Source organism: Paeniroseomonas aquatica (assembly GCF_030409335.1).
GTDB classification, from domain to species: domain Bacteria; phylum Pseudomonadota; class Alphaproteobacteria; order Acetobacterales; family Acetobacteraceae; genus Belnapia; species Belnapia aquatica.
In genome coordinates, this window is the sequence record NZ_JAUFPN010000060.1 from 39511 (window position 1) to 66076 (window position 26566).

25 protein-coding genes and 1 pseudogene are annotated in these 26566 nt (G+C 65.7%); 7 read left to right on the forward strand and 19 right to left on the reverse strand.

Annotated features, from left to right (window positions below):
- Positions 1–508: 508 nt before the first annotated feature.
- Positions 509–1396 carry a universal stress protein gene (locus QWZ14_RS07025; protein ID WP_290315913.1) on the forward strand — a complete coding sequence of 296 codons (888 nt, stop codon included), beginning with the start codon at positions 509–511 and terminating at the stop codon, positions 1394–1396.
- Positions 1397–1510: 114 nt separating this feature from the next.
- A complete protein-coding gene (locus QWZ14_RS07030; RefSeq protein ID WP_290315914.1) occupies positions 1511–1645 on the forward strand; it encodes a hypothetical protein in 135 nt (44 codons plus the stop codon).
- A gap of 715 nt (positions 1646–2360) precedes the next feature.
- On the opposite strand, the gene QWZ14_RS07035 is transcribed toward QWZ14_RS07030, so the two are convergent.
- From QWZ14_RS07035 to QWZ14_RS07115, 17 genes are all read right to left on the reverse strand, one after another.
- The gene (locus QWZ14_RS07035; RefSeq protein ID WP_290315915.1) at positions 2361–3206 is read right to left on the reverse strand and encodes a F0F1 ATP synthase subunit gamma; all 846 of its coding nucleotides are present in this window, start codon (positions 3204–3206) and stop codon (positions 2361–2363) included.
- Positions 3203–4747 (reverse strand): F0F1 ATP synthase subunit alpha, encoded by a 1545-nt coding sequence (locus tag QWZ14_RS07040; protein WP_290315916.1) that lies wholly within the window; start codon positions 4745–4747, stop codon positions 3203–3205. The genes QWZ14_RS07035 and QWZ14_RS07040 overlap by 4 nt, the downstream gene beginning before the upstream one ends.
- Positions 4737–5474 carry a F0F1 ATP synthase subunit B family protein gene (locus QWZ14_RS07045; RefSeq protein WP_290315917.1) on the reverse strand — a complete coding sequence of 246 codons (738 nt, stop codon included), beginning with the start codon at positions 5472–5474 and terminating at the stop codon, positions 4737–4739. The genes QWZ14_RS07040 and QWZ14_RS07045 overlap by 11 nt, the downstream gene beginning before the upstream one ends.
- A gap of 4 nt (positions 5475–5478) precedes the next feature.
- The gene (locus QWZ14_RS07050; RefSeq protein ID WP_290315918.1) at positions 5479–5724 is read right to left on the reverse strand and encodes a F0F1 ATP synthase subunit C; all 246 of its coding nucleotides are present in this window, start codon (positions 5722–5724) and stop codon (positions 5479–5481) included.
- Positions 5721–6419 carry a F0F1 ATP synthase subunit A gene (locus tag QWZ14_RS07055; protein WP_290315919.1) on the reverse strand — a complete coding sequence of 233 codons (699 nt, stop codon included), beginning with the start codon at positions 6417–6419 and terminating at the stop codon, positions 5721–5723. The genes QWZ14_RS07050 and QWZ14_RS07055 overlap by 4 nt, the downstream gene beginning before the upstream one ends.
- Positions 6416–6685, reverse strand: a complete 270-nt coding sequence (locus QWZ14_RS07060) for an N-ATPase subunit AtpR (RefSeq protein WP_290315920.1) — start codon at positions 6683–6685, stop codon at positions 6416–6418. Before QWZ14_RS07060 ends, QWZ14_RS07055 begins: the two co-directional genes overlap by 4 nt.
- A complete protein-coding gene (locus QWZ14_RS07065) occupies positions 6682–6966 on the reverse strand; it encodes an AtpZ/AtpI family protein (protein ID WP_290315921.1) in 285 nt (94 codons plus the stop codon). Before QWZ14_RS07065 ends, QWZ14_RS07060 begins: the two co-directional genes overlap by 4 nt.
- The gene (locus tag QWZ14_RS07070) at positions 6963–7385 is read right to left on the reverse strand and encodes a F0F1 ATP synthase subunit epsilon (protein WP_290315922.1); all 423 of its coding nucleotides are present in this window, start codon (positions 7383–7385) and stop codon (positions 6963–6965) included. The genes QWZ14_RS07065 and QWZ14_RS07070 overlap by 4 nt, the downstream gene beginning before the upstream one ends.
- Complete coding sequence (gene atpD / locus QWZ14_RS07075; protein ID WP_290315923.1) at positions 7382–8809, reverse strand: F0F1 ATP synthase subunit beta; 1428 nt, start codon at positions 8807–8809, stop codon at positions 7382–7384. Before atpD ends, QWZ14_RS07070 begins: the two co-directional genes overlap by 4 nt.
- Positions 8806–9570 carry an enoyl-ACP reductase FabI gene (gene fabI / locus QWZ14_RS07080; RefSeq protein WP_290315924.1) on the reverse strand — a complete coding sequence of 255 codons (765 nt, stop codon included), beginning with the start codon at positions 9568–9570 and terminating at the stop codon, positions 8806–8808. Before fabI ends, atpD begins: the two co-directional genes overlap by 4 nt.
- A gap of 29 nt (positions 9571–9599) precedes the next feature.
- Entirely contained in the window at positions 9600–10784 is a 1185-nt protein-coding gene (locus tag QWZ14_RS07085) for an acetate/propionate family kinase (protein WP_290315925.1), read from the reverse strand.
- Positions 10781–12184, reverse strand: a complete 1404-nt coding sequence (locus tag QWZ14_RS07090; protein ID WP_290315926.1) for a bifunctional enoyl-CoA hydratase/phosphate acetyltransferase — start codon at positions 12182–12184, stop codon at positions 10781–10783. Before QWZ14_RS07090 ends, QWZ14_RS07085 begins: the two co-directional genes overlap by 4 nt.
- Before the next feature lie 5 nt (positions 12185–12189).
- On the reverse strand, positions 12190–13944 hold the full coding sequence (locus QWZ14_RS07095; protein WP_290315927.1) for a PHA/PHB synthase family protein: 1755 nt from the start codon (positions 13942–13944) through the stop codon (positions 12190–12192).
- A gap of 49 nt (positions 13945–13993) precedes the next feature.
- The gene (locus QWZ14_RS07100; protein ID WP_290315928.1) at positions 13994–14551 is read right to left on the reverse strand and encodes a general stress protein; all 558 of its coding nucleotides are present in this window, start codon (positions 14549–14551) and stop codon (positions 13994–13996) included.
- Between the two features lie 83 nt (positions 14552–14634).
- A complete protein-coding gene (locus QWZ14_RS07105; RefSeq protein WP_290315929.1) occupies positions 14635–15279 on the reverse strand; it encodes a BON domain-containing protein in 645 nt (214 codons plus the stop codon).
- A 296-nt stretch (positions 15280–15575) separates the two neighbouring features.
- Positions 15576–15767 (reverse strand): hypothetical protein, encoded by a 192-nt coding sequence (locus QWZ14_RS07110; RefSeq protein ID WP_290315930.1) that lies wholly within the window; start codon positions 15765–15767, stop codon positions 15576–15578.
- 5 nt (positions 15768–15772) lie between these two features.
- On the reverse strand, positions 15773–16237 hold the full coding sequence (locus QWZ14_RS07115) for a hypothetical protein (protein WP_290315931.1): 465 nt from the start codon (positions 16235–16237) through the stop codon (positions 15773–15775).
- Between the two features lie 236 nt (positions 16238–16473).
- Here QWZ14_RS07115 and QWZ14_RS07120 point away from each other — a divergent pair, with 236 nt between their 5' ends.
- From QWZ14_RS07120 to QWZ14_RS07140, 5 genes and pseudogenes are all read left to right on the forward strand, one after another.
- A complete protein-coding gene (locus QWZ14_RS07120; RefSeq protein WP_290315932.1) occupies positions 16474–17730 on the forward strand; it encodes an MFS transporter in 1257 nt (418 codons plus the stop codon).
- Positions 17727–19358 (forward strand): NAD(P)-binding protein, encoded by a 1632-nt coding sequence (locus tag QWZ14_RS07125; RefSeq protein ID WP_290315933.1) that lies wholly within the window; start codon positions 17727–17729, stop codon positions 19356–19358. The genes QWZ14_RS07120 and QWZ14_RS07125 overlap by 4 nt, the downstream gene beginning before the upstream one ends.
- Positions 19355–22972, forward strand: a complete 3618-nt coding sequence (nifJ, locus tag QWZ14_RS07130; protein WP_408903643.1) for a pyruvate:ferredoxin (flavodoxin) oxidoreductase — start codon at positions 19355–19357, stop codon at positions 22970–22972. Before QWZ14_RS07125 ends, nifJ begins: the two co-directional genes overlap by 4 nt.
- Positions 22973–22977: 5 nt before the next feature.
- Positions 22978–24012: a dihydroorotate dehydrogenase-like protein gene (locus QWZ14_RS07135; RefSeq protein WP_290315934.1), complete on the forward strand. Its 1035-nt coding sequence runs from the start codon at positions 22978–22980 to the stop codon at positions 24010–24012.
- A 201-nt stretch (positions 24013–24213) separates the two neighbouring features.
- Positions 24214–25074: pseudogene (locus QWZ14_RS07140) on the forward strand (IS5 family transposase).
- Positions 25075–25490: 416 nt separating this feature from the next.
- Here the strand turns inward: QWZ14_RS07140 and QWZ14_RS07145 are convergent.
- Both QWZ14_RS07145 and QWZ14_RS07150 read right to left on the reverse strand, forming a co-directional pair.
- The gene (locus QWZ14_RS07145) at positions 25491–25925 is read right to left on the reverse strand and encodes a response regulator (RefSeq protein WP_290315935.1); all 435 of its coding nucleotides are present in this window, start codon (positions 25923–25925) and stop codon (positions 25491–25493) included.
- Between the two features lie 373 nt (positions 25926–26298).
- A partial coding sequence (locus QWZ14_RS07150) for a transposase (RefSeq protein ID WP_290315936.1) occupies positions 26299–26566 on the reverse strand: 268 nt, incomplete at its 5' end.

Sequence of the window (26566 nt, forward strand, 5' to 3'; positions counted from 1 at the left end):
TGAGCCTCATGATGCGCTTGGTAACTAACGCGTAGTAGCCTGCGTCCCCGCCACCGTAAGGCGCCACGCCCAGTTGCTGACATCGTTGGCGACCAGCAGCTCAGCCAGCCGGTCGATCGCCACGCCGATCGGATGGTCCAGTGCGTGACTCTCAGCATACATTTTAGGCGGTGATTCGCAACTGGCGCGGCGTTGAGGCTTACCGCCTACAGTCGACCCGCCTCCCCGATTGTAGCTAGGGTTCTTGCTTTACGGATGGCAACTCTTGCTGTGCGGTGGCGGAAGCATGGGTGGGTGTCCGGTTGAACAAAAGTGCCGGAAATTACGCAGGTCTCGGATCGCGAAACGCGATGAGCGCCATCAGCCGATGGGTGCATCGCTCGGTAATTTCCGAGTCTGATGAACTACGCCCCGTGCAAGCTACCAATGTGCCCAGGTGGTCTACATGTCGAGCTGACTTGTTTTGAGGCCTCCCATATCGCTCCAAAAACGTCCTGATTGGGTACACATGTTTCAACACATCCTGTTGCCCGCAACCGGTGAAGCAGACGATGACGTGGTCTTCGCCACCGCGCTTGCCGCTGGTCTCGGCACGCCGATACATCTCGCTTTCCTCCATGTTCGACAAGATCCGATCGCTGCGGCGGTCGGCATGGCCGGCGCCAGCATGGATGGTGGCTATGGCATCGGCCTGCTTATGGAGACGATTGAGCGGAATGATGTGGTCGCCGAGGCCGCCGCGCGGGCTGCCTTCGCCACCTTCTGCGCAGTCTCCGGCATTGCCGGACATGCAGCGCAGCAGCCCGGCCAAGGCACCGCTGCGCTTACAGTCGAGACGGGCGACGAAAGCGCCTGCTTAGTCGAGCATGGCAGGACCGCGGACCTCGTGGTGATCGGCCGTGGGCGCGGGACGGACGCCGTGATGCTAGACCGCCTGCAGGAAGTGCTCGGCGGCATCGGCCGCCCTCTGCTGATCGCCGCGAAAACCTGCCCGCCGACCTTGTTGGAGACGGTGGTAATTGCCTGGAAGGACACCGCCCAAGCGGCACGTGCGGTGGCAGTCGCCATGCCCTTTATCGCCCGCGCCAGGCGGGTGCTGGTAATGACCGTGGGCGAGGAGGCATCGCCCGACAGCGACCCTGGCGCGCCGAGCGTCGCCTCGCGCGATCGTCTCATGGCAACGCTGTCGCGCCATAACGCGGAGGTGCAGGCATGGCATGTGCCGACGGCTGATGGTTCCGCCGTGGAGGCACTGTTGGCGGCAGCGGCTGAAGCTCGCGCCAGCTTGCTAGTGATGGGCGGCTATGGTCATGGCGAGCTGCACGAGATGGTCTTCGGCGGCTTTACGCGCAGCATACTGGGCGGGGCTGTCATGCCAGTGCTGATGATGCATTGAACGCAGCGCCCGCCGCAAGCGGACCGACCCTGCCCACTCCGATAGCCACACCGGGCGCAGCGTACGGCGGCGGGCAGGTTCGTCGCGCCGCCGCCCATTAGCGCTGGTTTTTTAGTGATACCGCTGCTGATTCTGCAAACGATCTATGCGCCTGGTTTGCTGCCGGGGCCGGTCCTGGTTGCCGAACCGGTGACGCACGAAACCCTGCTGCGCAGCGTCGACGTGTCTGGCCGCGTCACCACGCCCTAAAGTGTGCCCATCGGCAGTCAAATCACCGGAATGGTACAGGAGATCCCGGTGCTGGAAGGCCAGGACGTAACGCCCGGTTAGATCTTGATCCGGCTGGAGGCTGGCGATTTACACCCGGTGTGGTCCAGGCGGAGAGCATGGCGATCCATGCCAGATCCAGGTGCATCACCTTATTGATGTAACGATTTCTGTGGCAATACGTACCTTGGCGCAAGTTCCAAGATTCCTTGCTCAAAGCAGGACGCCAAATTTCGGACAAAGAGCAGTTGCAGGCAGCCGGATTCGCTGCGCGCACAGCGCTGGACGAAATGCGCGTAGCCTGGGATGTGGCTGAAGCACAGATCGGAGCCGCGCGTATCCAAATTGACCCAGCCGCGGTCTAGCCCGCGCGACCCAGTCGCGGCTTGAATAGATACGCCATTATAGCTGCTCCCGTCGCCGGAAGGTTGATTGCCCGCAGCGTGGGAGGGGCAATGGCGCAGCCGAATACGCCCCTGATAAACATTTCTACCGCCTGCACACGCCCGCGTCGGCCACTGCCACTCGACAGACCTGTCGCGGTCACCGCCCAGAATTCCCGCCTATCCTCACGCCGCACCACAGATGGTCGCCGAGGCGACGCATCACCCTCGTCCCACCAAATCCGAGCGCCGTCTCCACGTTCTCATCGCTCCTACTCCTTCGGGGTGTTACGACGACCCCAGGAATCGACTTTCTACCCCCCGGAGGCCCGGCCGGCTGTCTCGCCGGCTGCAAGCTCGATAATTTCGGCAGTAATCTCCTCCTGGCGCACAAGGCGCTGCCGCGCCTGAAGCTCGGCGAGACGTCGCTCAATTTGATTGCGTGCGGAGGCCATCGCCGTCATCCGCGCCTCATTCTCCGCCGCGAAGGCGTGCAGCGCCGCCTTGCAGAGCTGCGCATGCACAAAATCCGCGGTGAGAGCACGGAGAAGCACATCAGGCGGAAGGGTGATCAGTGGCGGATTGCTGTCGGCTGGATAGGGCATTCGGGCCGCATCGAAGGGCAGCAGCCGCTGGCGTTCAACATGCGTGCCGTGCCCCGGTTCCCATTGGCTGAAGACCGCATCGACCTGGTCGATCTCGCCACGGAGGATCCGGTCATAGATCACCTCCGCGATCCCGTCGGCGAGCTTCGGCACGCCGGGCGAATGCGAGGGCATGGCGCCGCTCCAACCGATAGCGACGCCCCGTTCCGCCGCCACCGAAGCGCCGCGCGTGCCGATGAGGAAGACTGCGCTGGTTGCGAGATCCGCGCCGACCGCATCGAGCACACGCTCGCTGAAGGCGCCGGCGAAGCCTTGCTCGGCGCAGAACAGGATCAGGGCCAGCTTGCGGGATGCGCTGGGGTGCGCAGGAGGAGCCAGGGCGAGGGCATGCCCGATGGCCGCCGCAATCGAGGCGGCATAGCTGTCGACGGCCGCGAGTTGATCGCGCGCCTGACGTGCCCGCGCCGCCGCGATGCCACGCATCGCATTGACCACTGCACCCAATTGCCGGATGCCCTCGATACGCCCGCCGATATCGCCGAGGCGTTCGGTCATGACGGCAGTGTAGCCTGCTCCGCCGGCGCCACGCTGGCGGCATGGGCGCGCAACGCCACCAGCAGCACCTGCTTCTGCCGGTCGTCGAGCGTTCCGGCCGTCTCGATGCTGCGCATGGCCTCTGGCGCCGTGCGGTCAAGCGCCACGCCCAGGCCCTGCCGGAAGGCCGCTACCGCGGGCAGCGGCATGGCATCCAGCACACCCGATTGCACCGCCAGCACGAGCGCGACCTCCTCCGCCAGGCGCAGCGGCGCATGCTGCGGCTGGCCCAATATGGCGCGGATACGCGCGCCGCGGGCGAGCTGGTCCCGTACCCGCGCATCCGGCATCCCGCCGAAGCGGGTGAAGCTCTCCAGCTCCAGAAACTGCGCATAATCGAGGCGCAGCGAGTCCGCGGCCAGTCGCAGCACCTTGGCCTGGGTCTTGCCGCCGACGCGGCTGACGCTGGTGCCGACATCGACGGCGGGCTTCATCCCCTCATGAAACAGCTTGGCATCCAGCACGATCTGGCCGTCGGTGATGGAAATGAGGTTGGTCGGAATATAGGCGCTGAGGTTGCCGGCATCGGTCTCGGCGATCGGCAAGGCGGTCAGCGAGCCGCCGCCCCGCACCTTCGACAGTTTCGCCGCACGCTCCAGCAAGCGCGCATGCACGTAGAACACATCGCCCGGATAGGCCTCCCGCCCGGGCGACTGGCGGGTGAGCAGCGCGATCTCGCGATGGGTTGCGGCGTGCTTGGAAAGATCGTCGAGGACAATCAGCGCATGGCCGCCCCGGTCGCGGAAATACTCCGCCATGGTGAAACCCGCGTAAGGCGCGATCCATTGCAACCCGGGCGAAGTCGCCGCCCGCGCCACAACAATGATGCAGCGCTCTGGCGCGCCGAAGGTTTGGATGGCATCGATCGCCCGCTGGACGTTCGAGCTCTTCTGGCCGATGGCGACATAGACGCAAATGATGTCGCTGGTCTTCTGGCTGATGATGGTGTCGATCGCGACAGTCGTCTTGCCAATGGCGCGGTCGCCGATGATGAGCTCGCGTTGGCCGCGGCCCAGCGCAAAAAGTGAATCCACGACGACGAGTCCGGTCTGCACCGGTTGCTGGACGAGATCGCGATCGATGATTGAGGGCGCGGGCCGCTCGATCGGCTGCGTCTCCTCGGTGAGGATGGGACCCTTGCCGTCCAGCGGGCGCCCGAGCGGGTCGACGACGCGGCCGAGCAGCCCCGGCCCGACCGGCACGCGTACCACATCGCCGATGCCATGCACGGCGTCACCGGCCTCGATCCCGTCGACATCGTCGAACACCACGCAGCCGACACGGTCGCGCTCCAGCACCTGGGCGAAGCCGAACTGGCCCTTCCCGAAGCGCACCAGTTCGTCGAGCCGCAGGTCGGGCAGCCCGGAGATGAGCGCGATGCCGTCGCCGACCTCCTCGACCCGGCCGATCTGATCCAAGTGCGCTCCGAGTTCGGCGGCGGCAAGTTTGGCGCGGGCGCCGCCGAGCCAGGCATCCGCCGAGCCGCCGGGATCAGCCGTCATGCGCGAGATCCTTTTGGATTCGGGCCAGGTCGGCGCGCCAGCTGTTGGCCACCTCCAGATGCGGCCCGCTCAATTCGAAGCCGGCGATCAGCGTGGGATCAACCCTGAAGGCAATCTCCGCATTGCCGCCGAGCGCCTCACCGATCAGCGCCCGGCAGCGGTCCTGCTCGACCGGCTCGAGCGGCGTGGCGGTGGTCGCCACTAGACTGACACCCTCGGCCGCAGCGGCCTGGCGCACCGATTCGGGCAGTGCGCGGATGCCTTGCAGCAGCCAGTCCAGGAAAGCAGCGCGTACCGCCGTGCCGTCAAGTCGGGCCGCGAGCCGGCCAGCGATGTCGGTGGCGAGGCTTGCGGCGCTGCGGGCCCAAGCCTTTTCGGCATCGCCTCGCTCCTGCGCGATCGCCGCTCTGGCCGCCACCTCACGGGTGGCGGCCGCGGTCACCTCCTCCGCCAGCCGTGACGTGGCGGCCGCTGTCGCTTCTTTTTGGGCAGCGGCGAGGATCGCGTCGCGCTCGGCGCGAAAGCCGGCGCGGGTCTTCTCGATCTCGGTGAGCGTCGCCGCCGCCTTTTTCTGGCTGGCCTCGGCCTCCTTCAGCATGGTCTGCGCCACGTTGCGCCGCTGCTCTATCATGGTCGCCACTGGGCGCCAGAAGAACCGCCCGAGCAGCCAGACCAGGATCGCGACGTTGATCGTCTGGATGCCGAGCGTCCACCAATCGATGGTCATCGAGTCAACGCAGCAGCGGGTTGGCGAAGAGCAACAGCAGGGCGATCACCAGGCAATAGATCGCCGTCGTCTCGATCATCGCGAGCCCGACGAAGAGCGTGCGTGAGATAGTGCTGGCGGCCTCCGGCTGGCGGGCGATGGCATCCATTGCGGCGGCGACCGCCTTGCCTTCGGCGAGGGCGGGCCCGATGGCGCCGAACGAAACGGCAACGGCGGCACAGACGATGCTGGCGAGGGCCAACCAGTTCATGGGATTTTCCTTTCGGGAGCAGTAGCGGCCGGGCGCTTCGCGTCATTGACCACGCCGGCGATGAAGACCATCGCCAGGACGGCGAAGATGTAGGCCTGCACGGCGCCGGTCAGCAGATCGAGCGCCATCAGCGGGATCGGCACCAGAAGGCCGGCCAACGATAGAACGATGCCGACCACGAAGACGCCGCTCATGACATTGCCGAAGAGGCGCACCATCATGGAGAAGCTCCGGGTCAGGCTCTCGACAATATTGAGCGGCACCATGACGAGGTTGGGCGAGGCGAAGCTCGCCAGGTAGCCACGCACGCCGCCGGCCCGCACGCCGAACCGGATGACGGCGAGGAAGACCAGCAGGGCCAGTGCCGCGTCGGTTTCCAGATGCGCCGTCGGAGGCTCGACGCCCGGCACCAGCGTCACCCAGTTGGCGAGGAAGATGAACACGAAGAGCGTGCCGATGAAGGCCCGGTAGGGGTCGGGCTCGACCCGCATCGTGTCGCGGATCTGGCTGTCCACCGCCTCGACAATCAACTCCAGAAAAGCCTGGGTCGGCGATGGGACAAGGGAAAGCCGGCGCCCGAGCAGAAAGCCCCCAAGGATCGGGACGAGCATGATCGCCCAGGTCGTGACCACGCCCTCGCTGATCGGAACCGGGCCGAGATGGAACAGCGCGATGCTGCTGAGCGGGGAGGTCATGGCGCGGTGCTCCGAATTTGGCGCAGCGTGACCGCGCGCGCGAGGGTGATGCCGCAGGCCATGGCGAGCAGCGGCCAGATGCCCTGCCGGGCGGCCCAGACCAAAGCGCCGCCCAGCAGGGCGAAGCGGCCGAGATGGCAGGCCAGCACCAGCAGCACGCCACCGTCGCTGAGGAGCTGGTGGGTTATCCACCAGAGCGCCCCGAAGAAGACCAGCCCCAGCAAAAAGCCCAGCCCAAGCAGCCCGGCGAGGGTGACAATGGTCAAGATTCCTGCATCCATTTCCACCCAGACCAGCAGCCCAGCGCCAATCCGATCATCAGCAGCGGCGCGGTCCAGAACACGCCGGAGCCATGCAGGCCATCGAGCCAGCGGCCGAGGAAGGCCCCCAGCAGCATCGGCACGACGATAATCCAGCCGAGAACGCCGATCTGCGCCAAGTGACGGGCGACCGAAGGCTCGCCGTCGCGCAGCCAGCCGCGATGCCGGTCTGCCCGCAGGCGTACACCTTTCACCAGTGGGTCCTGCTCCTCGGGCGGCATACTCATCCGAGCCGTTCCCTTCCGTCGCGCCCCTGCGTCTGCAATTGCCGGACGATCTGGCGGATCGCATTCAGCTGCAGCCGCATGGTGTCGGTGCGCTCGATCCGCTCGGTCTCGATCGCAGCGCGATAGCCGGCAATCACCGTCCCGTCGAGCGTCGCGAGGTCATCGCTCGCAACGGCCTCCCGCGTCGTGATGGTGATGCTCTGCCCGGATGCGACGGCAAGCACGCCGCGGCGTACGGCGCAATAATGCCGTTCTTCGGCGCCATCTTTCCAGCTTACCACGCCGATCGTCAGGCTGGTCAGGAAGTCCGCATGGCCCGGCATGATCCCGAAGCCGCCGCTGTCATCCTCGGCACGAAGCGACAGAACGGAGTTCGTATCGATGATGATGGAAAGTGGCGTGATGATGCGCAGCCTCATGGCGTGAGCTGCGCTTTGCCGGCGGCCGCCTCCTTCTGCCGCGCCTCCTCCAGCGTCCCAACCATGTAGAGCGAACTTTCCGCCCAGTCGTCGGCCTCGCCTGCGAGGATCGCGCGGCAGCCGGCCAGGGTGTCCGCCCTGGTCACGCTGCGGCCCGGCATGCCCGTGAAAGCCTCGGTCACCGTGAAGGGCTGGCTGAGGAAGCGTTGCAGGCGGCGCGCCCGCTTCACCACCAACCGGTCACTGGTGCCGAGCTCATCGACGCCCAGCAGGGCGATGATGTCTTCCAGATCCTTGAAGCGGGCGAGCGACTCACGGACCTCCTGGGCGACGCGGTAATGCTCCTCGCCCAGCACCAGCGGATCGAGCAGCACCGAGGAGGAGGAGAGCGGATCGATCGCCGGATAGAAGCCCTCGGCGGCCAAGCGGCGTGAAAGCATGATGATGCTGTCGATATGGCTGGAGATGGCGGTCACGGCCGGATCGGTGAAATCGTCGGCCGGGACATAGACCGCCTGGATCGCCGTGACCGCCGCACCGGCCACCGAGGCGATGCGTTCCTGCAGGGAGGCGACCTCCGTCGCCAGGGTCGGCTGGTAGCCGACGCGCGAGGGCAATCGGCCGAGCAGGCTCGACAATTCGCTGCCGGCTTGGACGAAGCGGAAGACATTGTCCATCAGCAGCAGCACGTTCTGGTGCTTCTGGTCGCGGAAATACTCGGCGATGGTCAGGGCCGTCAGCGGCACGCGCCAGCGCGCGCCGGGCGGCTCGTTCATCTGCCCATACACCAGCACCGTGCGGGCCAGGACCCCGGAGTCCCGCATGTCGGTCAATAGTTCATGGCCCTCGCGGGAGCGTTCGCCGACGCCGGCGAAGACTGAAATGCCCTGGTACTTTTCCACCATCGCATGGATCAGTTCCATCACCAGCACCGTCTTGCCGACGCCGGCGCCGCCGAACATCGCGGCCTTGCCGCCCAGGGCGAGGGGGGTCAGGAGGTCGATCACCTTGATGCCGGTCTCGAAGACGCCGGTGGTCGCGGTCTCATCCTTCAGCGCCGGCGGCGCCTGATGGATCGGGCGCCGCGGCGTCTCCGGCGGCAGGGCCGCTCCGCCATCCCGCAGGTTACCGGCCACGTCGAGCAGTCGGCCGAGGATCGCCTCGCCGACCGGTACGGTGACGGGCGCCCCGGTCGCATGCACCTTGGTGCCGCGTGCCAGCCCAGCATTCGCCTGCAGCGCGATGGCCCGCACCGTCTGCGGATCGACGTGGCTGTGGACTTCGAGGATGAGGGGTGCGGGCCGGTCCCACTCGACGACAATCGCCGTATTGATCGGAGGCAGCGCCGCGGCCTCGAAGCGCAGATCCACCACGGCGCCGCGCACCGAGACAACAATCCCCATGGGAGAGTCAGCGTCGGTCATGCGAGCAGATGCAATCCGCCATCGACAGGGATCACCGTGCCGGTGATGCGCATCGCGGCATCGCTGGCCAGGAAGGCGGCCAGGGCGCCGACATCCTCGATATCGACCAGGTTCCGCTCCGGTGTCCGCGCCGCCGCGGCCTCCAGCAATTCGTCGAAGCGGTCGATGCCGCTCGCGGCCCGAGTGCGAATCGGGCCGGGCGAGATTGCATTCGCGCGGATGCCCTTGGCGCCCAACTCGGCCGCAGTGTAGCGGATGGTGCTTTCGAGTGCCGCCTTGACCGGACCCATCAGGTTGTAATGCGCGACGACGCGCTCCGACCCATAGAAGGTAACGGTCAGCAGGGAGCCGCCATCGACCATCAGCGGCTCCGCCAGCCGCGCCATGTGCAGGAAGGAGTGGCACGATACGTCCATCGCCATGGCGAAGCCCGCGGCGCTGCAATCCACGACGCGGCCATGCAGGTCGTCGGCGGGCGCATAGGCTATGGCGTGCAGCAGGAAGTCGAGCCGACCCCATTCCGCGGTGATGCGCTCGAACACCGCCTCCATCTCCCCGGCGACGCGCACGTCGCAGGGCAGCAGCAGCGCGCAGCCCAGCGGATCGGTGACGGCGCTGACATAGGGCCTTGCCTTCTCGTTCAGGAAGGTCGCCGCCAGGCTCGCGCCCGCCGCGGCGAAGGCGCGGGCGCAACCGGCGGCGATGCTGTGCTCGTTGGCGATGCCGACGATTAGGCCGCGCTTCCCGCTCAGGCTCGACATGGGGGAGGTTTTGATGACCGCAGCTTCCTTCACTTGGGGGATTGCCGGAGCGTTTCCTGCGTGTGGCGGGCGATCATCGCTTCCTCATCGGTGGCGACGACATGGACCTGCACCCGGCTTCCCGGCGCGCTTATTAAGCCGGCGCCGGCCGCGTTCGCGGCGCTGTCGAGTTCGACGCCGAGCCAGGCGAGGCCGACGCAGATCGCGGCGCGGATCGGCGGTACATGCTGGCCGATGCCGGCCGTGAAGACCAACCCGTCCAGCCCGCCCAGCACGCTGGCCATCGCCCCCATTTCGCGCAGGATGCGATAGACGAAGAGCGCGATGGCCTCCTGCGCCCGCGGGTCGTCGCTCTCCAGCAGCACGCGCATGTCGCTGCTGATGCCCGAAACGCCCAACAGGCCGGACTCATGATACAGCATCTTCTCGATCTCCGCGAAGCTGCGTCCCTGCCGGCCTAGATAAAGAATCACGCCGGGATCGAGGTTGCCGCAGCGTGTTCCCATCATTAGCCCGTCGAGCGCGCTGAACCCCATGGTCGTAGCGATGCTGCGCCCCTGTTGGATCGCGCAAAGGCTGGCGCCGGCACCGAGATGCGCGACGACGACGCGGCCGCGCGCCAGATCTGGCGCCCGCGTGGCAAGCTCACCCGCGATGTATTCGTAGGACAGGCCATGGAAGCCGTAGCGACGCACGCCGGCGGCCTCCAGTGCAGGCGGCAGCGCGAAGCGCTGGGACACTGCCGGCACGGTGTGGTGGAAGCCAGTATCGAAGCACACGACTTGCGGCAGGGACGGTCGCACTGCGGCGATCGCGTGTATTGGCGCCAGATTGTGCGGCATGTGCAGCGGATCGAGCGGCATCAGCGTCTCAAGCAGCGCTAGTAAGTCGGCGGTGACGAGGGCGGGTGCGATATGGTCCGCTCCGCCATGGACGATGCGATGCCCGACCGCCTCCAGTGCATCCTCGCCGAGATGGGCCTCGGCGACCTCCAGCAGCGTCGTCAGGACCTCGGCAAAGGGCGCCGCGGCCGGCCAGCGCCGCTCCGCAAGCACCGCGCCGGTGGCATCATGGGCGAGGAGGTGGGGCGCCGTGTCAAGGCATTCCACCCCGCCGCGTGCGATGGCCCTGCCCGCGCGGCCGGCCTCGAACAGGGCGAAACGCAGGCTCGACGAGCCGGCGTTCAGCGTCAGGATCGTCCCCCGGCCGGTCATGCGCGCTGCCCGGCCCGGACCATCAGCACACCGAGCGCGCAGGAGGCGAGGCGGGTCGCGGCGCTGTCGGCCCGGCTGGTGAGGACGATCGGCACGCGCGCGCCCAGCACCAGCCCGGCGGCCTCCGCGCCGGCCAGGAAGCTGAGCTGCTTGGCAAGCATGTTGCCGACCTCGAGATCGGGCACGACCAGGATATCTGCCCGCCCGGCCACAGCGGAGACGATGCCCTTCTCCCTCGCCGCGGCCTCGCTGATCGCATTGTCGAAGGCCAGCGGCCCGTCGAGGATGCCGCCCGTGATCTGCCCGCGATCTGCCATCTTGCACAGCGCTGCCGCATCGACCGTGGAGGGCAGGCGGCCGCTCACCGTCTCGACCGCGGCGAGGATCGCCACATGCGGTTCGGTGATGCCGATCACCTGTGCCAGGTCGATCGCGTTCTGCACGATATCCGCCTTCTCGGCGAGTGTCGGCGTGATATTGATGGCGCCATCCGTCAGCAGCAGCAGGCGCGGATGCTCGGGCACGTCCATCACATAGACATGGCTGATCCGCCGTGCGGTCCGCAGCCCGGTTCCGGCCGCGACCACCGGATGCATGAAGGTCTCGGTATGCAGGTCGCCCTTCATCAGCATCGCGGCCTCGCCGGCCTGGATGAGCGCGACGGATCGCGACGCGGCGCTGGGCGCGTCGGCCGCATCGATTAGGCGGAAGCCCGCGATATCCAGGCTGGCCGCCCTCGCCGCCGCCTCGATCCGCGCCGTCGGCCCGACGAGGACGGGTATGATCAGCCCCGCCTTCGCCGCATCCAGGGCGGCGCCTAGGGACGCGGCATCGACCGGATACACGACGGCCGTGGTCACGGCGGTGTCGGCCACGGCGCGGGCCAGCAGATTGTGCAGGATGTCGTGGCGCCCGATGCGGATGTCGGGCAGGACGACGCGCGGGCGGCGGACCTTGACCCGCGGCGCGCGAGCCTCGGCGGTGCCGGTGATCACCGCATCGCCATGCTGGTTGGTGCAGACCGTGTCGAGCGTCACATCGCCCTTCTCCGGCCGCTTGTCGCGGACCGTTACCGTCGCGGTGATGGTGTCCCCGATGCTCACCGGCCGACGGAAATGCAGCTCCTGGCCGAGATAGATGGTGCCGGGTCCCGGCAGCCTAGTGCCGAGCACGGCGGAGATTAGTCCGCCGCCCCACATCCCCTGGATGATGATGTGGTGGAACATATCCGTCTCGGCATAGGCAGGATCGACATGCGCCGGGTTCACGTCGCCGGTGACGGCCGCGAAGAGGTCGATATCGCGCTGGGTGACGACATGCGAAAGACTGGCGGCCTCGCCGAGATGGATCTCGTCGAAGGTCCGGTTCTCGATGAAGGCAACGGGGTTCGCGTCAGGCACTGGGGTTATCCTTCGCGGACATAGGTGCCTGGGGCATCGCAGAGTGCTGCATAGCCGGGCGCGCCCATCGGCGGCGGGTCGATGCGCGGCCGCGACCTTGCCTCCAGCCACGCATCCCAGGCGGGCCACCAGGAACCATCCTGCGGCGCGGTGTCGCGCAACCATTCGTCGGGCCCCAGCGTGTGCCCCGCGGCCTCGCGGGCACGGAGGCGAAAATGACGGTGCGGGTGGCCGGGCTCGCTCACGATGCCCGCATTGTGCCCGCCCGAGGTCAGCACGAAAGTCAGCGGGCCGTCATTGAGCACATGCAGCCGGAACACCGAATGCCAGGGCGCGATGTGGTCACGCTCCGTGCCGACGAGGAAGATGGGCAATTTGATGTCCCCCAGCGTCACCGGCCTTCCGCCCACCGGGAAGCGGCCCTCGGCGAGGTCGTTGTCGAGAAAGAGGTGCCGCAGATACTCGATATGCATGCGGGCGGGCAGCCGCGTGCCATCGGCATTCCAGGCCATCAGGTCGTTCGGCGTATCCTGCTCCCCAAGCAGGTAGTCGCGGATCGCATGCGACCAGACGAGGTCGTTGGAGCGCAGCATCTGGAAGGCGCCGGCCATCTGCTTCTGGTCCAGATAGCCTTGGCCCTGCATGACGTCGTCGAGGAAGGCAAGCTGGTCATTGGTGATGAAGAGCTGCAGCTCGCCGGCCTCGGTGAAATCCGTCTGGGCGGCGAGCAGGGTGAGGCTGGCGAGCCGGCGGTCATCCTCGCGCGCCATGGCCGCGGCGGCGATCGCCAGCAGCGTGCCGCCGAGGCAATAGCCGACGGCGTGGAGCTTCGCGCCGCCGCAGATGGCCCCCACCGCGTCGATCGCCGCCATCACGCCGTGGCTGCGGTAGTCGTCGAGGGTGGTGTCGCGCATGTCCGCGCCCGGGTTGCGCCAGGAGATGGCGAAGACCGTGCGCCCCTGGCCGACCAGCCAGCCGATCATCGAATTCCCGAGCGAGAGGTCGAGGATGTAATATTTCATGATCCAGGCCGGCACGATCAGCACCGGCTCGGCGCCGACGGTCGGAGTGGTCGGCGCATACTGGATCACCTCCATCAAGGCATTGCGGAAGACAACCTTGCCAGGTGTGGCGGCGAGATTGCCACCCAGCCTAAAGCCTTCCATCCCAGAACCCGCATCGGCGCGGGCGCGGTCCCGCAGCAGGTTGCCCAGTCCGGCGACGAGATTGCCGCCACGGGTCGCTTTCGTCGCCTGGATGACCTCGGGGTTCAGCCAGGGGAGGTTCGAGGGCGAAACCAAGTCGAGCCATTGCCGCACGCTGAAGGCGACGATCCGCTCATTCGCCGGATCGACGCCGGGTGGCGTGTGGACCAGGCTGTCGCTCCATTCCTCGCCCAGCAGCACAGCCTGGACCAGCGTGCGGTATGGGTTTTCCAGCCAGGCGGGATGGTCGAAGCGATGGTCCTCCAGCCGCGGCGCGATGGCCGGCTTCCCGCTCATCATCGCCTGCGCCAGGCGGATCCATTGCGCCACCGCCACTCGCCCTAGCATGGATGTCTGGAAGGGCGAATTGGCCGCGTGGTTCATCCAATCGAGGAAGGCCAGGCTCAGCGTGCTGGGGGACCGGCCGCCGGTGAAGCGGCTCTGCCAAGCATGCAGCAGCCGGTCGAGGTCGGCCGCCGTCGTCATGCGCGGTTCTGGCGGAAACACTTCGGCCGGTGATGTTATTACGTGGCTCGACATGGTGGGGTCCGACATTGTGGTCATTTCCAGAAGGCTCCCGAGGAGAGCTCGGATGGCGGGCCCGTCATGCAGCGCCGAGGGCGATCACCTCCGGCACGGTGGACTGGGTCAACCCATGCGTGTCCAAGCGTGCAGGCTTGATAGTGCCGAGAATGGCCTTTGCGCGGGCGACCTCTTCGGCCGTGCCATGCGCCATCACAAGGAAACCATCCGCCTTCACCGCAGCCTCATATTCCAGCACGCTGTTCTTCGGGATGCCGATGCTGAACAGCGCGGCGCCGAGCGCGGAGAGGCCACCGAGAACCACGGCATTCTCGATCGCCATTATCGCGGCGGCGGCCACGTAGCCAAGGACGACCAGGGGGCCGGCCACGGGAATGCTAATGAATAGCCCACCGAAGAACAGGCCCCACAAGCCGCCCCATACCGCGCCGCGGGTGCCCCAAAACCGAACCCGGTCACCGGTGTTGTAAAAGCCCACGACCTTTTCCTCGGTGTGGTATCCCTTGCCCACGACGCTGAGCTGTTTCATTGCGAAGCCTTCGCTGGCTAGCTGCTTGATCGCGGCTTCCGCGGCGACGTGTTCGCTGAAGACGGCAACGGCCGTATCGGTCTTTTCCATAGGAGACTCCTGGGCGATCTGTGGGATGGAAGCACGCTAGCTGCGCCGACCCGGTCTCACGGGACGGCGCGACTCTGTACAGGTCAGACGACGAGCAGGTCGTTCTCGACGGCGGTTGCGCCGGGCGCTGCCCAGGCTGTCGTCGCGGCCACTTGACGCTCATAGGGTGAGCGCACGGTACCGGTCAGGCGAATATGGCCGCCGGTGGCGCTAACGGCGATCGTCTTGCTGTCGAACAGCCAGGACCGATGCAGCGCGTGGCTGATGTCGTCGCTGATCTTGCTGGTATCAGGCCGCACCGTGATGGCAATCTGGTTGGCCACGCCGACCACGCCGAACAGCCACCGGACTTCCTGCTCCACCGCGCTCTTCTGATAATACCACTCTACTTGGCCGGTAAGCGTTACCCAGCCCTGCTTCACCTTGATCGCGTCTCGCGGGATGGAAACATCCCAGCTCAGCCGATCAACGACAGCCGCTGCAATCTCGTCATCTCCACGCTTGGTGTCGAAGGGAAGATTCACCTCGATCTCCTCGGCGACGGCCGAGACACCTTTTACGCGACAGGCGGCGGCTTTGGCCGCCTGTCTCTGAACATCGGTGGCGACATGACCCATCAGGGTTACGACTCCATCCTGCGCGGAAACGCCGATATAGGCGGCGTCCACGCTGGGCTCCCAATTCAACTCGGAGAGCACGGCCTGCTTCAGCTGGGCATCATTCCTCATGGGTGGGTCCTTGTTCGGAGAGCAATGAGCGAGGCTACCTATTTGCATGCACCCTAGGCGCCCACAGCACCGTCACGGCAGGGTCGGAAACTACGCGGTCGCAGTGCCAAGCTCTGCGAGCGCTTCTTCGTCAACTATCATCGCGTCCTCAACCGCATCGACCGGAGCGGGCGGGCGGCAGCGCGGGTGTTGCTTGGGTCACTGCTGGAAGTCTTTCTGCCGGCAGGACCGGTGCTGCTGAGCCTCGACGACACCATCGAGCGCCTGCGCGGCAAGTGCATCAGCGCTAAGGGCATCTACCGGACCCGGTCCAATCTAGCCACGGTCACTTCGTCAAGGCCAGTGGCTTGCGCTGGCTCAGCCTGATGCTGCTGGTCCCAATATCCTGGACCCAGCCTGATCGTTGCCTCGGTCAGCGTGCCGGTCTTGTCGGTGCACAGCATCTCCTCGGCGAGCGATGCCTGCAGGGCGTTCAGCCGCTTGTGCATGTCCATCACCAGCTGGTACGGGCTGTTTGCATGGCCGTGGCTGGCCTGGGTGTGGCGGCAATGGCATTAGGGCGCAGCAGGTCGTCGGCGGCGGTGGGCAGGGTATGCAGCACGCTGGCCAGCCGCCCGGCCAGGTCCGGCAATGGGGTCGTCAGCAGGGGTGCTGCCATGACGCCGAGGTCAGAGGCGATGCGCGCCATCAGCCGCTCGGCGCCAGGCACCTGGCAGGCATCCCCGATCAGCCACACCCCGGCGGTGATGGTATCGAATTTCCGCTGGTCAATCCCGCAGGCGACGCGCTCGTCCTTCAGGCTGGCGGGCAAGGTTTCCGGGTGAGCCGCGTGATCCGCTGCCACTTGCAACAGCGAGAAGATGTATTTCAGCCGGTCGTTGGCCGCCAGGGACGCGTGCAGGGCGGCGCGGGGCTGTAGCGCCTGCTCACCGATCGCCGTCAGAATCTGCGTTTTCATCGGCGGTCCGTGTAAGCGGCAGCACGGCTGCTGCTCGCGCCTGGCGGGGACCGGTTTAGAGGCAGCGGCGTTGCAGGCGCAGGGCCGGAAACTACCGAAGCGTGCCCGCCCCGTGCAGCTGCCATCGGCCCTGTCACACAACCAACCTCGGTAGTTTCCGAGCCTGCCGCGTCGAGTCATTGAACGGGTAGCGTCCGCATCGCCAGCCCATACCCCGGCGCCAAGGATATCACATCATGGCCGCTTCGATCAGCGCCGGACTGACGCTGGCGCCCGTACGCGCCGAACCTCGAACACTATTTATTGCGGCCTGGGTACTGTGCTGCCTCTTCTATTTTCTGCAATATGCCCTGCGCTCGGCGCCCGGCGTCATGATTCCCGAGCTGACCGCGGCTTTCGGCCTGACCACGCTTGGCATTAGCGCGCTGCTTGGGCTGTACTACTACACCTACGCCACCTTCGCTCTGGTCTCCGGCGCCTCGCTGGACCGCTACGGCGCCAAACTGCCCATCTTCATCGGCATCCTCACCACCGGCATCGGCAGCGTGCTGTTCGGCTTGGGCTCGATGGGCTTGGCCGAGGGCGGGAGGTTGTTGCAGGGCGCGGGCTCCGCCTTCGCCTTTACCGGCGCTGTCTATCTGGCGGTGCATGGCTTCTCGGCCAAATGGCTGGCCACGGCAGTCGGCTTCACCCAGCTGGCCGGCATGCTGGGTGGCTTCGCCGGGCAGTTCGCGGTCAGCCCGCTGGTGCATGGAACGATCCCTTGGGAGTCCTTCTGGATCTATTCGGGCGCCTTGCTGGCGCTGCTGGCGGTGGTGGCGCTCGTGGTCACGCCACGGCGCGAGGACCGGGCGCCCGGCACTTTCTGGTCGATGTTCGCGCCCTACCGGATCGTACTGACCAACCCGCAATCATACCTCTGCGGCTTCATCGGCGGGTTGTTGTTCATGCCGACCACGATCGGCGACATGATCTGGGGCGTGCCGTTCCTACATCTTGGCCTGGGCGTGCCCACCGGCGAGGCGGTTGCACGTGCCTCGATGGTGCCGCTGGGCTGGGTCATTGGAGCACCACTGCTGGGGTACTTGGCGGACCGAATCAGGCGACGCAAACCGGCGCTGTATGGCGGGATCGGGCTCATGCTCGTCTCGGGCATCTGCGTGGCTTACCTCGGTGAGTATATCCCACCCTACATCGGGGGCCTGCTCTTTGGCATCGGCTCGGGTGCCGCAATGATCCCATACACCATGATCAAGGAGGCCAACCCTGACCATGTGAAGGGCAGCGCGACGGGGGCCATGAACTTCCTGGTGTTCAGCCTCAGCGCCTTCCTTGCACCGGTGTTCGGCCTGGTGCTGATGCGGCTGTCCGGCGGCGCCGTGCTGACGGCAGAGCATTTCCGCCTAGCCAACGGCATCTGGGTTGCGGCCATCGTGCTGGCGCTAATCCTGGCATTCTTCTTGCGCGAGACTGGCAGCAGGAAAGCAGCATGATCAACGACCTTACGCCGGTCATCGACCTGCTGCGCCACAAAGGCACCGGGCCTGTGCGCGCCATGCGCCCTGACTACGTGGACCTGATGCCGCCCTGCAACAACGCTTGCCCGGCCGGCGAGAATATCCAGGCGTGGCTCGAACTTGCCCAGGCAGGGAAGTACCGCGAAGCGTGGGAAATGATCGTGCGTGATAACCCGTTCCCCGCGGTACATGGCCGGGTCTGCTATCACCCATGCGAAACTAGCTGCAATCGTGGTCAGCTCGACAGCGCCGTCAGCATCCATGCCGTCGAGCGCTTCCTGGGCGACTTGGCGGCCGCAAAGGGCTGGGCGCTGCCGGCGCCCGCGGCACCCAGCGGCAAGCGCATCCTGATAGTGGGCGGCGGGCCTGGCGGGCTTTCAGCGGCCTATCACCTTGCCCGCCTCGGCCATGCGGTGGAGCTGCGCGATGCCGGCCCATTGCCCGGTGGCATGATGCATTACGGCATCCCCGCCTACCGTCTGCCGCGCGCGGATCTGCTGCAGGAAATCCGCGGCATCGAGGCGATGGGCGTGCGCATCACCAGCAACCACAAGGTGGTGGATGTGCTGGCTGAGCAGGCGGAAGGTGGGTTCGACGCAGTGTTCATCGCTATCGGCGCGCAGATCGGTCGCCGTATCGACATCCCGGCTCGCGATGCCGCGCGGGTCTTCACCGCCATCAGCTTGCTGCATGACGCCAGCGCAGGCACCCCGCCTGCGCTGGGCCGCCGCGTCGTCATCTATGGCGCCGGAAATACCGCGATGGACGCGGCACGCACCGCCCGGCGCCTAGGCGCCGAGGAGGCGATGGTCGTCTACCGGAAGGACCGCGCGCATATGGGCGCGCATGAATTTGAGGCCGACGAGGCCGTGGCCGAAGGCATCAAGATCAAGTGGCTCAGCAGCATCCACGACGTCGGCGCCGGCACGATCAACATCGAGCGTATGATGCTTGATGTCGAAGGTCGTGCAGTGCCAACCGGTGAATTCGAGACCCTGCCGGCCGACAGCGTAGTGCTGGCACTGGGCCAGCAGGCTGACACCGGCTTTCTGCGCAATCTCCCCGACGTTGCCTTCGCGGCCGACGGCACCGTGTTGGTCGACGCCGCCATGATGACCGGCCGCCCCGGTATTTTCGCAGGTGGGGACACGGTACCGGGGGACCGGAGCGTGACGGCCGCGGTGGGCGCCGGCAAAAAGGCTGCGCGACATATGGACGCCTGGCTGCGGGGAACCACGATGGCGGTGCAAGCGCGCCAACCGGTCATCGATTTTGTCGATCTGCACCTACCTATTTATGCCGTAGCGCCGTTGGCCACGCAGCAGGAACTGCCTGTGGCGCAGCGTGCCGGCTTCGTGGAAACCACCGCCGGCCTGACCGAGGCGCAGGCTCGGCATGAGGCGCGCCGCTGCCTCTCTTGCGGCAACTGCTACGAGTGCGACCAGTGCTTCGCCGCCTGCCCTGAACAGGCCATCGTCAAGCTTGGCCTCGGCTCAGGCTACGAATTTGACTTCGATCGCTGCACCGGCTGCGGCGTGTGTTTCGAGCAGTGCCCCTGCCACGCCATCGAGATGATCCCCGAGCCTGCGGAGCTGCGCCCATGAACGTCATCACCCCGCCGCAGCCCGCCATCGAGGCCACCACCACCGCCCGGCAGACCGCGACGATGGACGGTAACACCGCGGCCGCCCATGTCGCCTATCGGGTCAACGAGGTCTGCGCGATCTACCCGATCACGCCATCCTCGACGATGGCTGAGCTGGCCGATGAATGGGCGTCGGCCGGCATCCCTAACATTTGGGGCAGCGTGCCGGTGGTGCAGGAAATGCAGAGCGAGGGCGGTGCCGCCGGCACAGTGCATGGCGCCCTGCAGTCGGGTGCGCTGACCACCACTTTCACATCCTCACAGGGCCTGCTTCTCATGCTGCCCAATATGTTCAAGATCGCGGGCGAGCTGACATCCTGTGTCTTCCACGTTGCCGCCCGTGCCCTGGCCACCCAGGCGCTCTCCATCTTCGGCGACCATTCGGATGTGATGGCGACGCGGAGCAGCGGCTTTGCCATGCTCTCCTCTGCCTCGGTGCAGGAAGCGCATGACCTGGCGCTGATCGCCCAGGCCGCGACGCTCGAAAGCCGCGTGCCCTTCATGCATTTCTTCGATGGCTTCCGCACCTCACACGAGCTGAACAAGCTGACGCTGCTGACGGATACCGATATCTGCGCAATGATCCGCAATGATCTGGTGCGTGCCCACCGCGCCCGCGCGCTGACGCCTGAACGACCGGTTATGCGCGGCACCGCGCACAACCCCGACACCTTCTTCCAAGCGCGCGAGGCGGCGAACCCGTTCTACGCGGCGACGCCGGCCATTGTCGAAGCGGCCATGGCTCGGTTTGCCACGCTGACCGGCCGGACCTACAGACTGTTTGAATATGACGGCCCTCCGGATGCGGAGCATGTCATCGTGCTGATCGGTTCGGCCGCGGAGACGGCGCGCGACATGGCACAATGTCTCAAGGCACGGGTGGGCGTGTTGCAGGTGCGGCTTTACCGGCCGTTCTCGACGGCACATTTCCTCGCGGCCCTGCCCGCCAGCACGCATGCAGTGGCGGTGCTGGACCGCACCAAAGAGCCGGGCGCGACCGGAGAGCCGCTCTACCTCGATGTCGTGACCACGCTGGCGCAGGCCGTGGCGAGTGGGGCGCGGGCGACGATGCCCCGCGTGATCGGCGGCCGCTACGGCCTGTCCTCCAAGGACTTCACCCCTGCCATGGCCAGGGCGGTGTTCGATGAAATGGCCGCGCCCGCCCCGCGCAACGGCTTCACCATCGGCATTAACGACGATGTCTCCGGCACTAGCCTCGCCTATGACCCGGGCTTCGATATCGAGCCCGACAGCATCATCCGCGCCGTCTTCTACGGCCTGGGTTCGGACGGCACGGTGGGCGCCAACAAGAACAGCGTGAAGATCCTGGCGGAGGATGACGGGCGCTATGCGCAGGGCTACTTTGTCTATGATTCGCACAAATCCGGTGCACAGACGGTCTCCCATCTGCGCTTCGGACCGCAGCCGATCCGGGCACCCTATCTCATCGCCCGTGCCAGCTTCGTGGCCTGCCACCAGTTTGCCTTCCTGGACCGAGTGGACGTGCTGAGCCTGGCCGCCCCCGGCGCCACCTTTCTGCTCAACTGCCCGCATGGGCCGGACGAGGCCTGGAGCCACCTGCCACGCTCGGTGCAGCAGGAAATTATTGACAAAAAGCTGCGCCTGCACGTGATCGACGCATCCCAGGTAGCGCGAGAAACCGGCCTGGGCGGGCTGGTGAACACCGTGCTGCAAACTTGCTTTTTCGCCATCTCCGGCGTGCTGCCAAGCGTCGAGGCCGTGCAACGCATCAAGCACATGATTGAGAAAACCTACGGCCGGAAGGGTGGCGAGGTGGTGGCAAGGAATTTCGCCGCCGTGGACCACACGCTGGCACATCTGCACGAGGTCACAGTGCCTGCGATGGCAACCAGTAGCTTTGAGCGCCCACCCATCGTCCCTGCCTCGGCACCGGCATTCGTCCGCAACTTTACCGCCGCCATCATGGCCGGCCGGGGCGATGCGCTGCCGGTCAGCGCCATGCCGGTGGATGGCACCTTTCCGCTCGGCACCGCGGCCTGGGAGAAGCGGAACATCGCCGACGTCGTGCCAATCTGGGACCAAGATCTCTGCATTCAGTGCGGTCAGTGCTCCATCGCTTGCCCACATTCTGTCATCCGCGCCCGTTTCTTTGATGCTGACCAGCTGACCAACGCCACACCACCCAGCTTCAAGACTGCAGAAGTGAATGCACGCGGCTATCCCGACAGTCGCTTCACGCTGCAGGTCTACGTCGAGGACTGCACCGGCTGCTGCATCTGCGTCGAAGTCTGCCCCGCAATCAGCGCCACTGAGCCGGGACATAAGGCCATCAACATGGCCGCCAAGGCTCCGGTGCTGGAGGCCGAGCGCCTGAACATCGCCTTCTTCGAGACCCTGCCGGTGAATGACCGCGCGCTGGTCGATTTCGCGGATGTCCGCGGTGTCCAGTTCCTGGAGCCACTGTTCGAGTTCTCCGGTGCGTGCGCTGGCTGTGGTGAGACGCCCTATTTGCGGCTGCTATCGCAACTCTTCGGCGACCGGTTGCAGATCGCCAACGCCACCGGTTGCTCCTCAATCTATGGTGGTAACTTGCCGGTGACACCGTGGACCACCAACAGCGCCGGCCGCGGCCCCGCCTGGTCCAATTCCCTGTTCGAGGACAATGCGGAGTTCGGGCTGGGCTTCCGCCTAGCCGCCGACATGCACGGCGCGCTTGCAGCGCGGCTGCTGCGGCAGCTCGCGCCGCAATTGGGTGAAACCCTGGTCGAAGCCGTCCTGGCCGCGCCGCAGGTCCGCGAATCCGATATCGCAACCCAGCGCCAGCGGATCGCCGAGTTGCAGCGCCGCTTGGCCGCCATGGGCGACACGCCCGCGGTGCTCGACCTACTGTCCGTGGCCGACCACCTGATCCGCCGCAGCGTCTGGCTCGTCGGCGGCGATGGCTGGGCCTACGATATCGATTATGGCGGGCTGGACCATGTGCTGGCCAGCGCCCGCGACGTGAATGTGCTGGTGCTGGATACCGAGGTGTATTCCAACACCGGCGGCCAGGCCTCCAAGGCCACACCGCTTGGCGCTGTAGCAAAATTTGCCGCGGCCGGCAAGCGCACGGCGCGCAAGGATCTGGGATTGCAAGCCATTGCCTATGGCAATGTTTATGTTGCGCAGGTGGCAATGGGCGCCAACCCGCAACACACGCTGCTGGCCTTCCGCGAGGCCGAGGCTTGGCCCGGCCCTTCGCTGATCCTGGCCTACAGCCATTGCATCGCGCATGGCTTCGATCTGCGCTTCGGCATGCACCAACAGGACCTCGCAACGGCGTCGGGCTATTGGCCGCTATTTCGCTTCAACCCGGCGATGCGCGGTGCGGGCGAGGTACCGTTCCGGCTCGATAGCCCGCGACCGAGCATTCAGATGAAGGACTACGCCTACAATGAGCTTCGCTACCGCAGCCTGGCCAGCAGCCGCCCGTCCGAGGCCGCTCAGCTGCTGGAGACCGCCCAAGCCGCGGTGCTGGAGAAATACGCACAGTACGAAAGCCTGGCGCGGCGCGATGGTAGTCGCTTCCAGCCCGACGCCGTGAAGGCCTGACATTCATGGACCTCACCACGAGCTATCTCGGCCTGACGCTGCGCAACCCGATCATCGCCTCAGCCTCGCCACTCTGCGCCGAGTTGCACATGTTGCGCCGGCTGGAGGATGCCGGGGCGGCAGCCGTGGTCCTGCCATCCCTGTTCGAAGAACAGTTGCGGCATGAGGCGGTGCTGACTGACAAGATGACCAATGTCGGGGCCGAGTCTTCGCCCGAGGCCACTTCATACTTCTCGGCGGCGGTCACCTACAACGCCGGGCCGGAAAGGTATTTGGACCTTATCGCTCGCACCCGCGCGGCGCTGGACATCCCTGTTATCGCCAGCCTCAACGGCAGCACGGTGGCGGGCTGGGTGGACCATGCGCGGCTCATCGAACAGGCAGGTGCCTCCGCCCTCGAGCTGAACATCTACCGCATTGTGTCAGGCGCCACGACGACAGGGCGCGAGGCCGAGGCGGAGTGCGTCGCGCTGGTGCGCGCGGTGCGCGGCTGTATCGCCATCCCGCTCGCGGTCAAGCTGCACCCGCATTTTTCGGCCTTCGGCGAGCTGGCGTACGCGCTGGACGGAGCCGGAGCGGATGGGCTGGTGTTGTTCAACCGGCTTTACCAGCCAGACATCGATCTGGTGCGGCTACGCTGGCACAATGACGTGGCGCTAAGCAGCCCACGGGAAACCCGGCTTGGGTTGCTGTGGCTTTCCATGCTGTCTGGCCGGCTGCCGCACGCGTCGCTCGCTGCCAGCACGGGCGTCGAGGATGCGGAGGAGGTGATCCGTTACTTGCTTGCTGGCGCGGATGCGGTCATGACCACCTCGGCGCTGCTTCGGCATGGCCCAGAGCACTTGCGCGGAATGCTCAAACGCTTGCGGGACTGGATGGAGGCGCGCGATTTCGCGTCGGTGGCGGCAATGCGCGGGTTGCTGCGTGACCGCCACCCGGATGCCGAGGCGCAGCAGCGGCACGACTATGTCGATACCCTGACGGGCTATCGCGGCCCCTATGTTTCCGGCGATGTCGGCGGCGCCTGGCCCGCCACGTGAACCGCCGGCAAGCTTTGCTGGGTTCGGGTATGGTTGCGACGGGCGGGTACCTCGCTTGGCGTTCCATGGCGTCGATGACGGATTACAACGGCGTTGTTGCATAAATTTTGCTGGTATTCCTGCATGAGCAAAGCATCGACCCAGAGCGGACGCCCGAAGGCGCGCTATCGGACGCGGAACTGGCGTGAGTAGGACCGGGCGCTGATCACGCGTGGCGACCTGACGGTCTGGATCTCGCCGGATGTGGCTTGGCACGCTGCCGAGGGCACAAGAAAGCGTGGCCGGCCGCCGGTCTTCTCGGATGCGGAAACCCAGTGCGTGCTGACGCTGAAGGCGATAAAATAGCTGCTTCTGCGGGCAGCCCAGGGCATGGCGGGGAGCCTGATCCGGCGGGCCGGTGCCGCCCTACAGCACGCTCTCGCGGCGTCAGAAGAGCCTCACGATCGCCAATTCCTACCGCGCCCGCGGCGGGCCGCTGCACCTCGTGATCGACAGCACCGGGCTGGAGGTACTGGGCGAGGGTAAGTGGAAGGCCAGGAAACATGGGGCCGACAAGCGCCGGTTCTGGCGCAAAGTGCATTTGGTGATCGATGCCGACAGCAACGAGGTGCAAGCCGTCGAGATGACCGACCACCGGCGCGGTGATGGCGAGATCGTGCCAAGTCCGCTGGGACAGCTGCACCCAAAGGAGCGGATCGGCATCATCAGCGATGACGGGGCCTACGACACCCGCGGCCTCTACGAGGCCTCCGCCGCCCGCGGGGCCGCCCTTGTCGTGCCGCCGAGGCGCAACGGCGAGCCGTGGAAGGTGCATACCTTTGGAGCGGCGGAGCGCAACGAGAGTCTGCGTGCCATCAAGCACCTCGGACGCCGCCTCTGGAAGCGCTGGATTGGCTATCACCGGCGCAGCTTGACCGAGACGGCGATATCCGCCTTAAGCGCTTGGGCGAGCGGCTGTCAGCCCGTGATCAGGCCCGTCAAGTCGCGTAGGTGCAGATCTGCTGCGCCATCCTCAACACCTTCAACGCCCTCGGTATGCCCGACACCGTCGCTGGGAACTGATCAAAGCGCCAACGAAAAAAGCGCGCCCTCAGCCTGATTACGCAACCGCGCCATAGCGATGACGGCTGCGAACTTATTGCGCTGTGTTCAACCCTTTGGGTCGGCATCGGCATCCGACAGGAGCTGCCTTTGGCTGCAGGCGTTCCGACGCCAAGCGTGTAGTGTCGCTTCGAAAATTCTTTCGTTCTTGGCAAACTGGCGCAGAGGTACCGCATTTGGCGGCTTGAGCTTCTTCAGAAATGCCGCACGGCGCTCCGTTGTATAGGGCACCTCATCCTCCGTCCCGCCTCGCTGAAAATGAGAGACCATCTCGAGGCGCCTGACAAAATCCCTGACAGAATAAGGACAGCGTTCGAAACCAAGGACAAACTTTCTCTGGTTGCGGGCCACAGCGATAGGCTCCAGCTGAGTGTTATTCAGCGTCGAGGGCGCCCCCCCTTTGCTTGTTCACCGATCGTTGCTGCATCGGCGGCTGTGGCTGATGCACCCAGCCTGGTGACCTGCGCGATCGCCGCCTTTAACCCCTGTTCCGTAAATGGCTTTTGTAGGTCGGCCACTCCAATCTGTGCATCTCCACGACTCTTTGCATCTCCACGACGCGCCGGACCTCCGCTCATCCAGATGTGGGGGACGAAACCGGTGTGTATGATCCGCTTGATCGCCGCCTGACCGCTGCCGGCGCTAAGGCGCTTGTCAGCCAGGATCAGGCCCGGCGGGTTCCTCGCGGCAGCCGCAACCGCTCCCTCTTCAGTTCCCTCCACACCGATCACCTCATGGCCCATGCCCACAAGGATCCGCGCGAGTAGCATTCCGATGATAACGTCATCTTCAATAATGAGCACTTGCAGCATGCCGGTTCCCCGCTTCCAACTTCCGCCCTCATTGACCCATGCTTCAACTTGGTCACGTAGTTCGGCCGCTGCGCCAGATGCTGAACGGATCGCTACGCCGTTATTGATCCGGCCATTCCGGGGACTCATGTGAAAAACCCTGAGTTTACTAACAGCAGCAAGGCTTCCATGTCAAAATTCCCAATGCCATTCTCGCTGATTTGGCCACGAATTGTTGCAACCATTCGTTGACATTCGAGTTTATGCGCTTAGGACGCGAAACTATACTATCGGAATATACCAACGCCAAGAAAGCTGGCATCGACGAAATACTCCCTAGCGTTGCGGCGAAATTAGTAGGAATTTGAATATTAAGAGCTAGAGCATTTCAGGTTTAGTCGAACGCATATCCTGAGTTAGCGAGGTAGTTCTGGCACTCGCTGGGGCTGAAGCCGTCGAGCAGTTGTCCGATGGTATCCCATAGCGCCTCCCGCGTTCGGGCAGCAGCTTTGCGCAGGCCGGCCTTGAGCTTGGCAAAGGCCTGCTCGATTGGGTTGAGGTCGGGCGAGTAAGCTGGCAGCAGCATGACGTGGGCGCCTGCTGCTTGGACAGTTTCGCGCACACCGGCCACCTTGTGGGCTGCGAGGTTGTCCATCACCACC

What these genes read in the sequence shown, in the direction of transcription:
- QWZ14_RS07025 (WP_290315913.1), top strand. Translation starts at nt 509, where the DNA reads ATGTTTCAACACATCCTGTTGCCCGCAACCGGTGAAGCAGACGATGAC.
- QWZ14_RS07035 (WP_290315915.1), bottom strand. Translation starts at nt 3,206, where the DNA reads ATGACCGAACGCCTCGGCGATATCGGCGGGCGTATCGAGGGCATCCGG.
- QWZ14_RS07040 (WP_290315916.1), bottom strand. Translation starts at nt 4,747, where the DNA reads ATGACGGCTGATCCCGGCGGCTCGGCGGATGCCTGGCTCGGCGGCGCC.
- QWZ14_RS07045 (WP_290315917.1), bottom strand. Translation starts at nt 5,474, where the DNA reads ATGACCATCGATTGGTGGACGCTCGGCATCCAGACGATCAACGTCGCG.
- QWZ14_RS07050 (WP_290315918.1), bottom strand. Translation starts at nt 5,724, where the DNA reads ATGAACTGGTTGGCCCTCGCCAGCATCGTCTGTGCCGCCGTTGCCGTT.
- QWZ14_RS07055 (WP_290315919.1), bottom strand. Translation starts at nt 6,419, where the DNA reads ATGACCTCCCCGCTCAGCAGCATCGCGCTGTTCCATCTCGGCCCGGTT.
- QWZ14_RS07065 (WP_290315921.1), bottom strand. Translation starts at nt 6,966, where the DNA reads ATGAGTATGCCGCCCGAGGAGCAGGACCCACTGGTGAAAGGTGTACGC.
- QWZ14_RS07070 (WP_290315922.1), bottom strand. Translation starts at nt 7,385, where the DNA reads ATGAGGCTGCGCATCATCACGCCACTTTCCATCATCATCGATACGAAC.
- atpD (WP_290315923.1), bottom strand. Translation starts at nt 8,809, where the DNA reads ATGACCGACGCTGACTCTCCCATGGGGATTGTTGTCTCGGTGCGCGGC.
- fabI (WP_290315924.1), bottom strand. Translation starts at nt 9,570, where the DNA reads ATGTCGAGCCTGAGCGGGAAGCGCGGCCTAATCGTCGGCATCGCCAAC.
- QWZ14_RS07085 (WP_290315925.1), bottom strand. Translation starts at nt 10,784, where the DNA reads ATGACCGGCCGGGGGACGATCCTGACGCTGAACGCCGGCTCGTCGAGC.
- QWZ14_RS07095 (WP_290315927.1), bottom strand. Translation starts at nt 13,944, where the DNA reads ATGTCGGACCCCACCATGTCGAGCCACGTAATAACATCACCGGCCGAA.
- QWZ14_RS07100 (WP_290315928.1), bottom strand. Translation starts at nt 14,551, where the DNA reads ATGGAAAAGACCGATACGGCCGTTGCCGTCTTCAGCGAACACGTCGCC.
- QWZ14_RS07105 (WP_290315929.1), bottom strand. Translation starts at nt 15,279, where the DNA reads ATGAGGAATGATGCCCAGCTGAAGCAGGCCGTGCTCTCCGAGTTGAAT.
- QWZ14_RS07110 (WP_290315930.1), bottom strand. Translation starts at nt 15,767, where the DNA reads ATGCACAAGCGGCTGAACGCCCTGCAGGCATCGCTCGCCGAGGAGATG.
- QWZ14_RS07115 (WP_290315931.1), bottom strand. Translation starts at nt 16,237, where the DNA reads ATGAAAACGCAGATTCTGACGGCGATCGGTGAGCAGGCGCTACAGCCC.
- QWZ14_RS07120 (WP_290315932.1), top strand. Translation starts at nt 16,474, where the DNA reads ATGGCCGCTTCGATCAGCGCCGGACTGACGCTGGCGCCCGTACGCGCC.
- QWZ14_RS07125 (WP_290315933.1), top strand. Translation starts at nt 17,727, where the DNA reads ATGATCAACGACCTTACGCCGGTCATCGACCTGCTGCGCCACAAAGGC.
- nifJ (WP_408903643.1), top strand. Translation starts at nt 19,355, where the DNA reads ATGAACGTCATCACCCCGCCGCAGCCCGCCATCGAGGCCACCACCACC.
- QWZ14_RS07135 (WP_290315934.1), top strand. Translation starts at nt 22,978, where the DNA reads ATGGACCTCACCACGAGCTATCTCGGCCTGACGCTGCGCAACCCGATC.
- QWZ14_RS07145 (WP_290315935.1), bottom strand. Translation starts at nt 25,925, where the DNA reads ATGCTGCAAGTGCTCATTATTGAAGATGACGTTATCATCGGAATGCTA.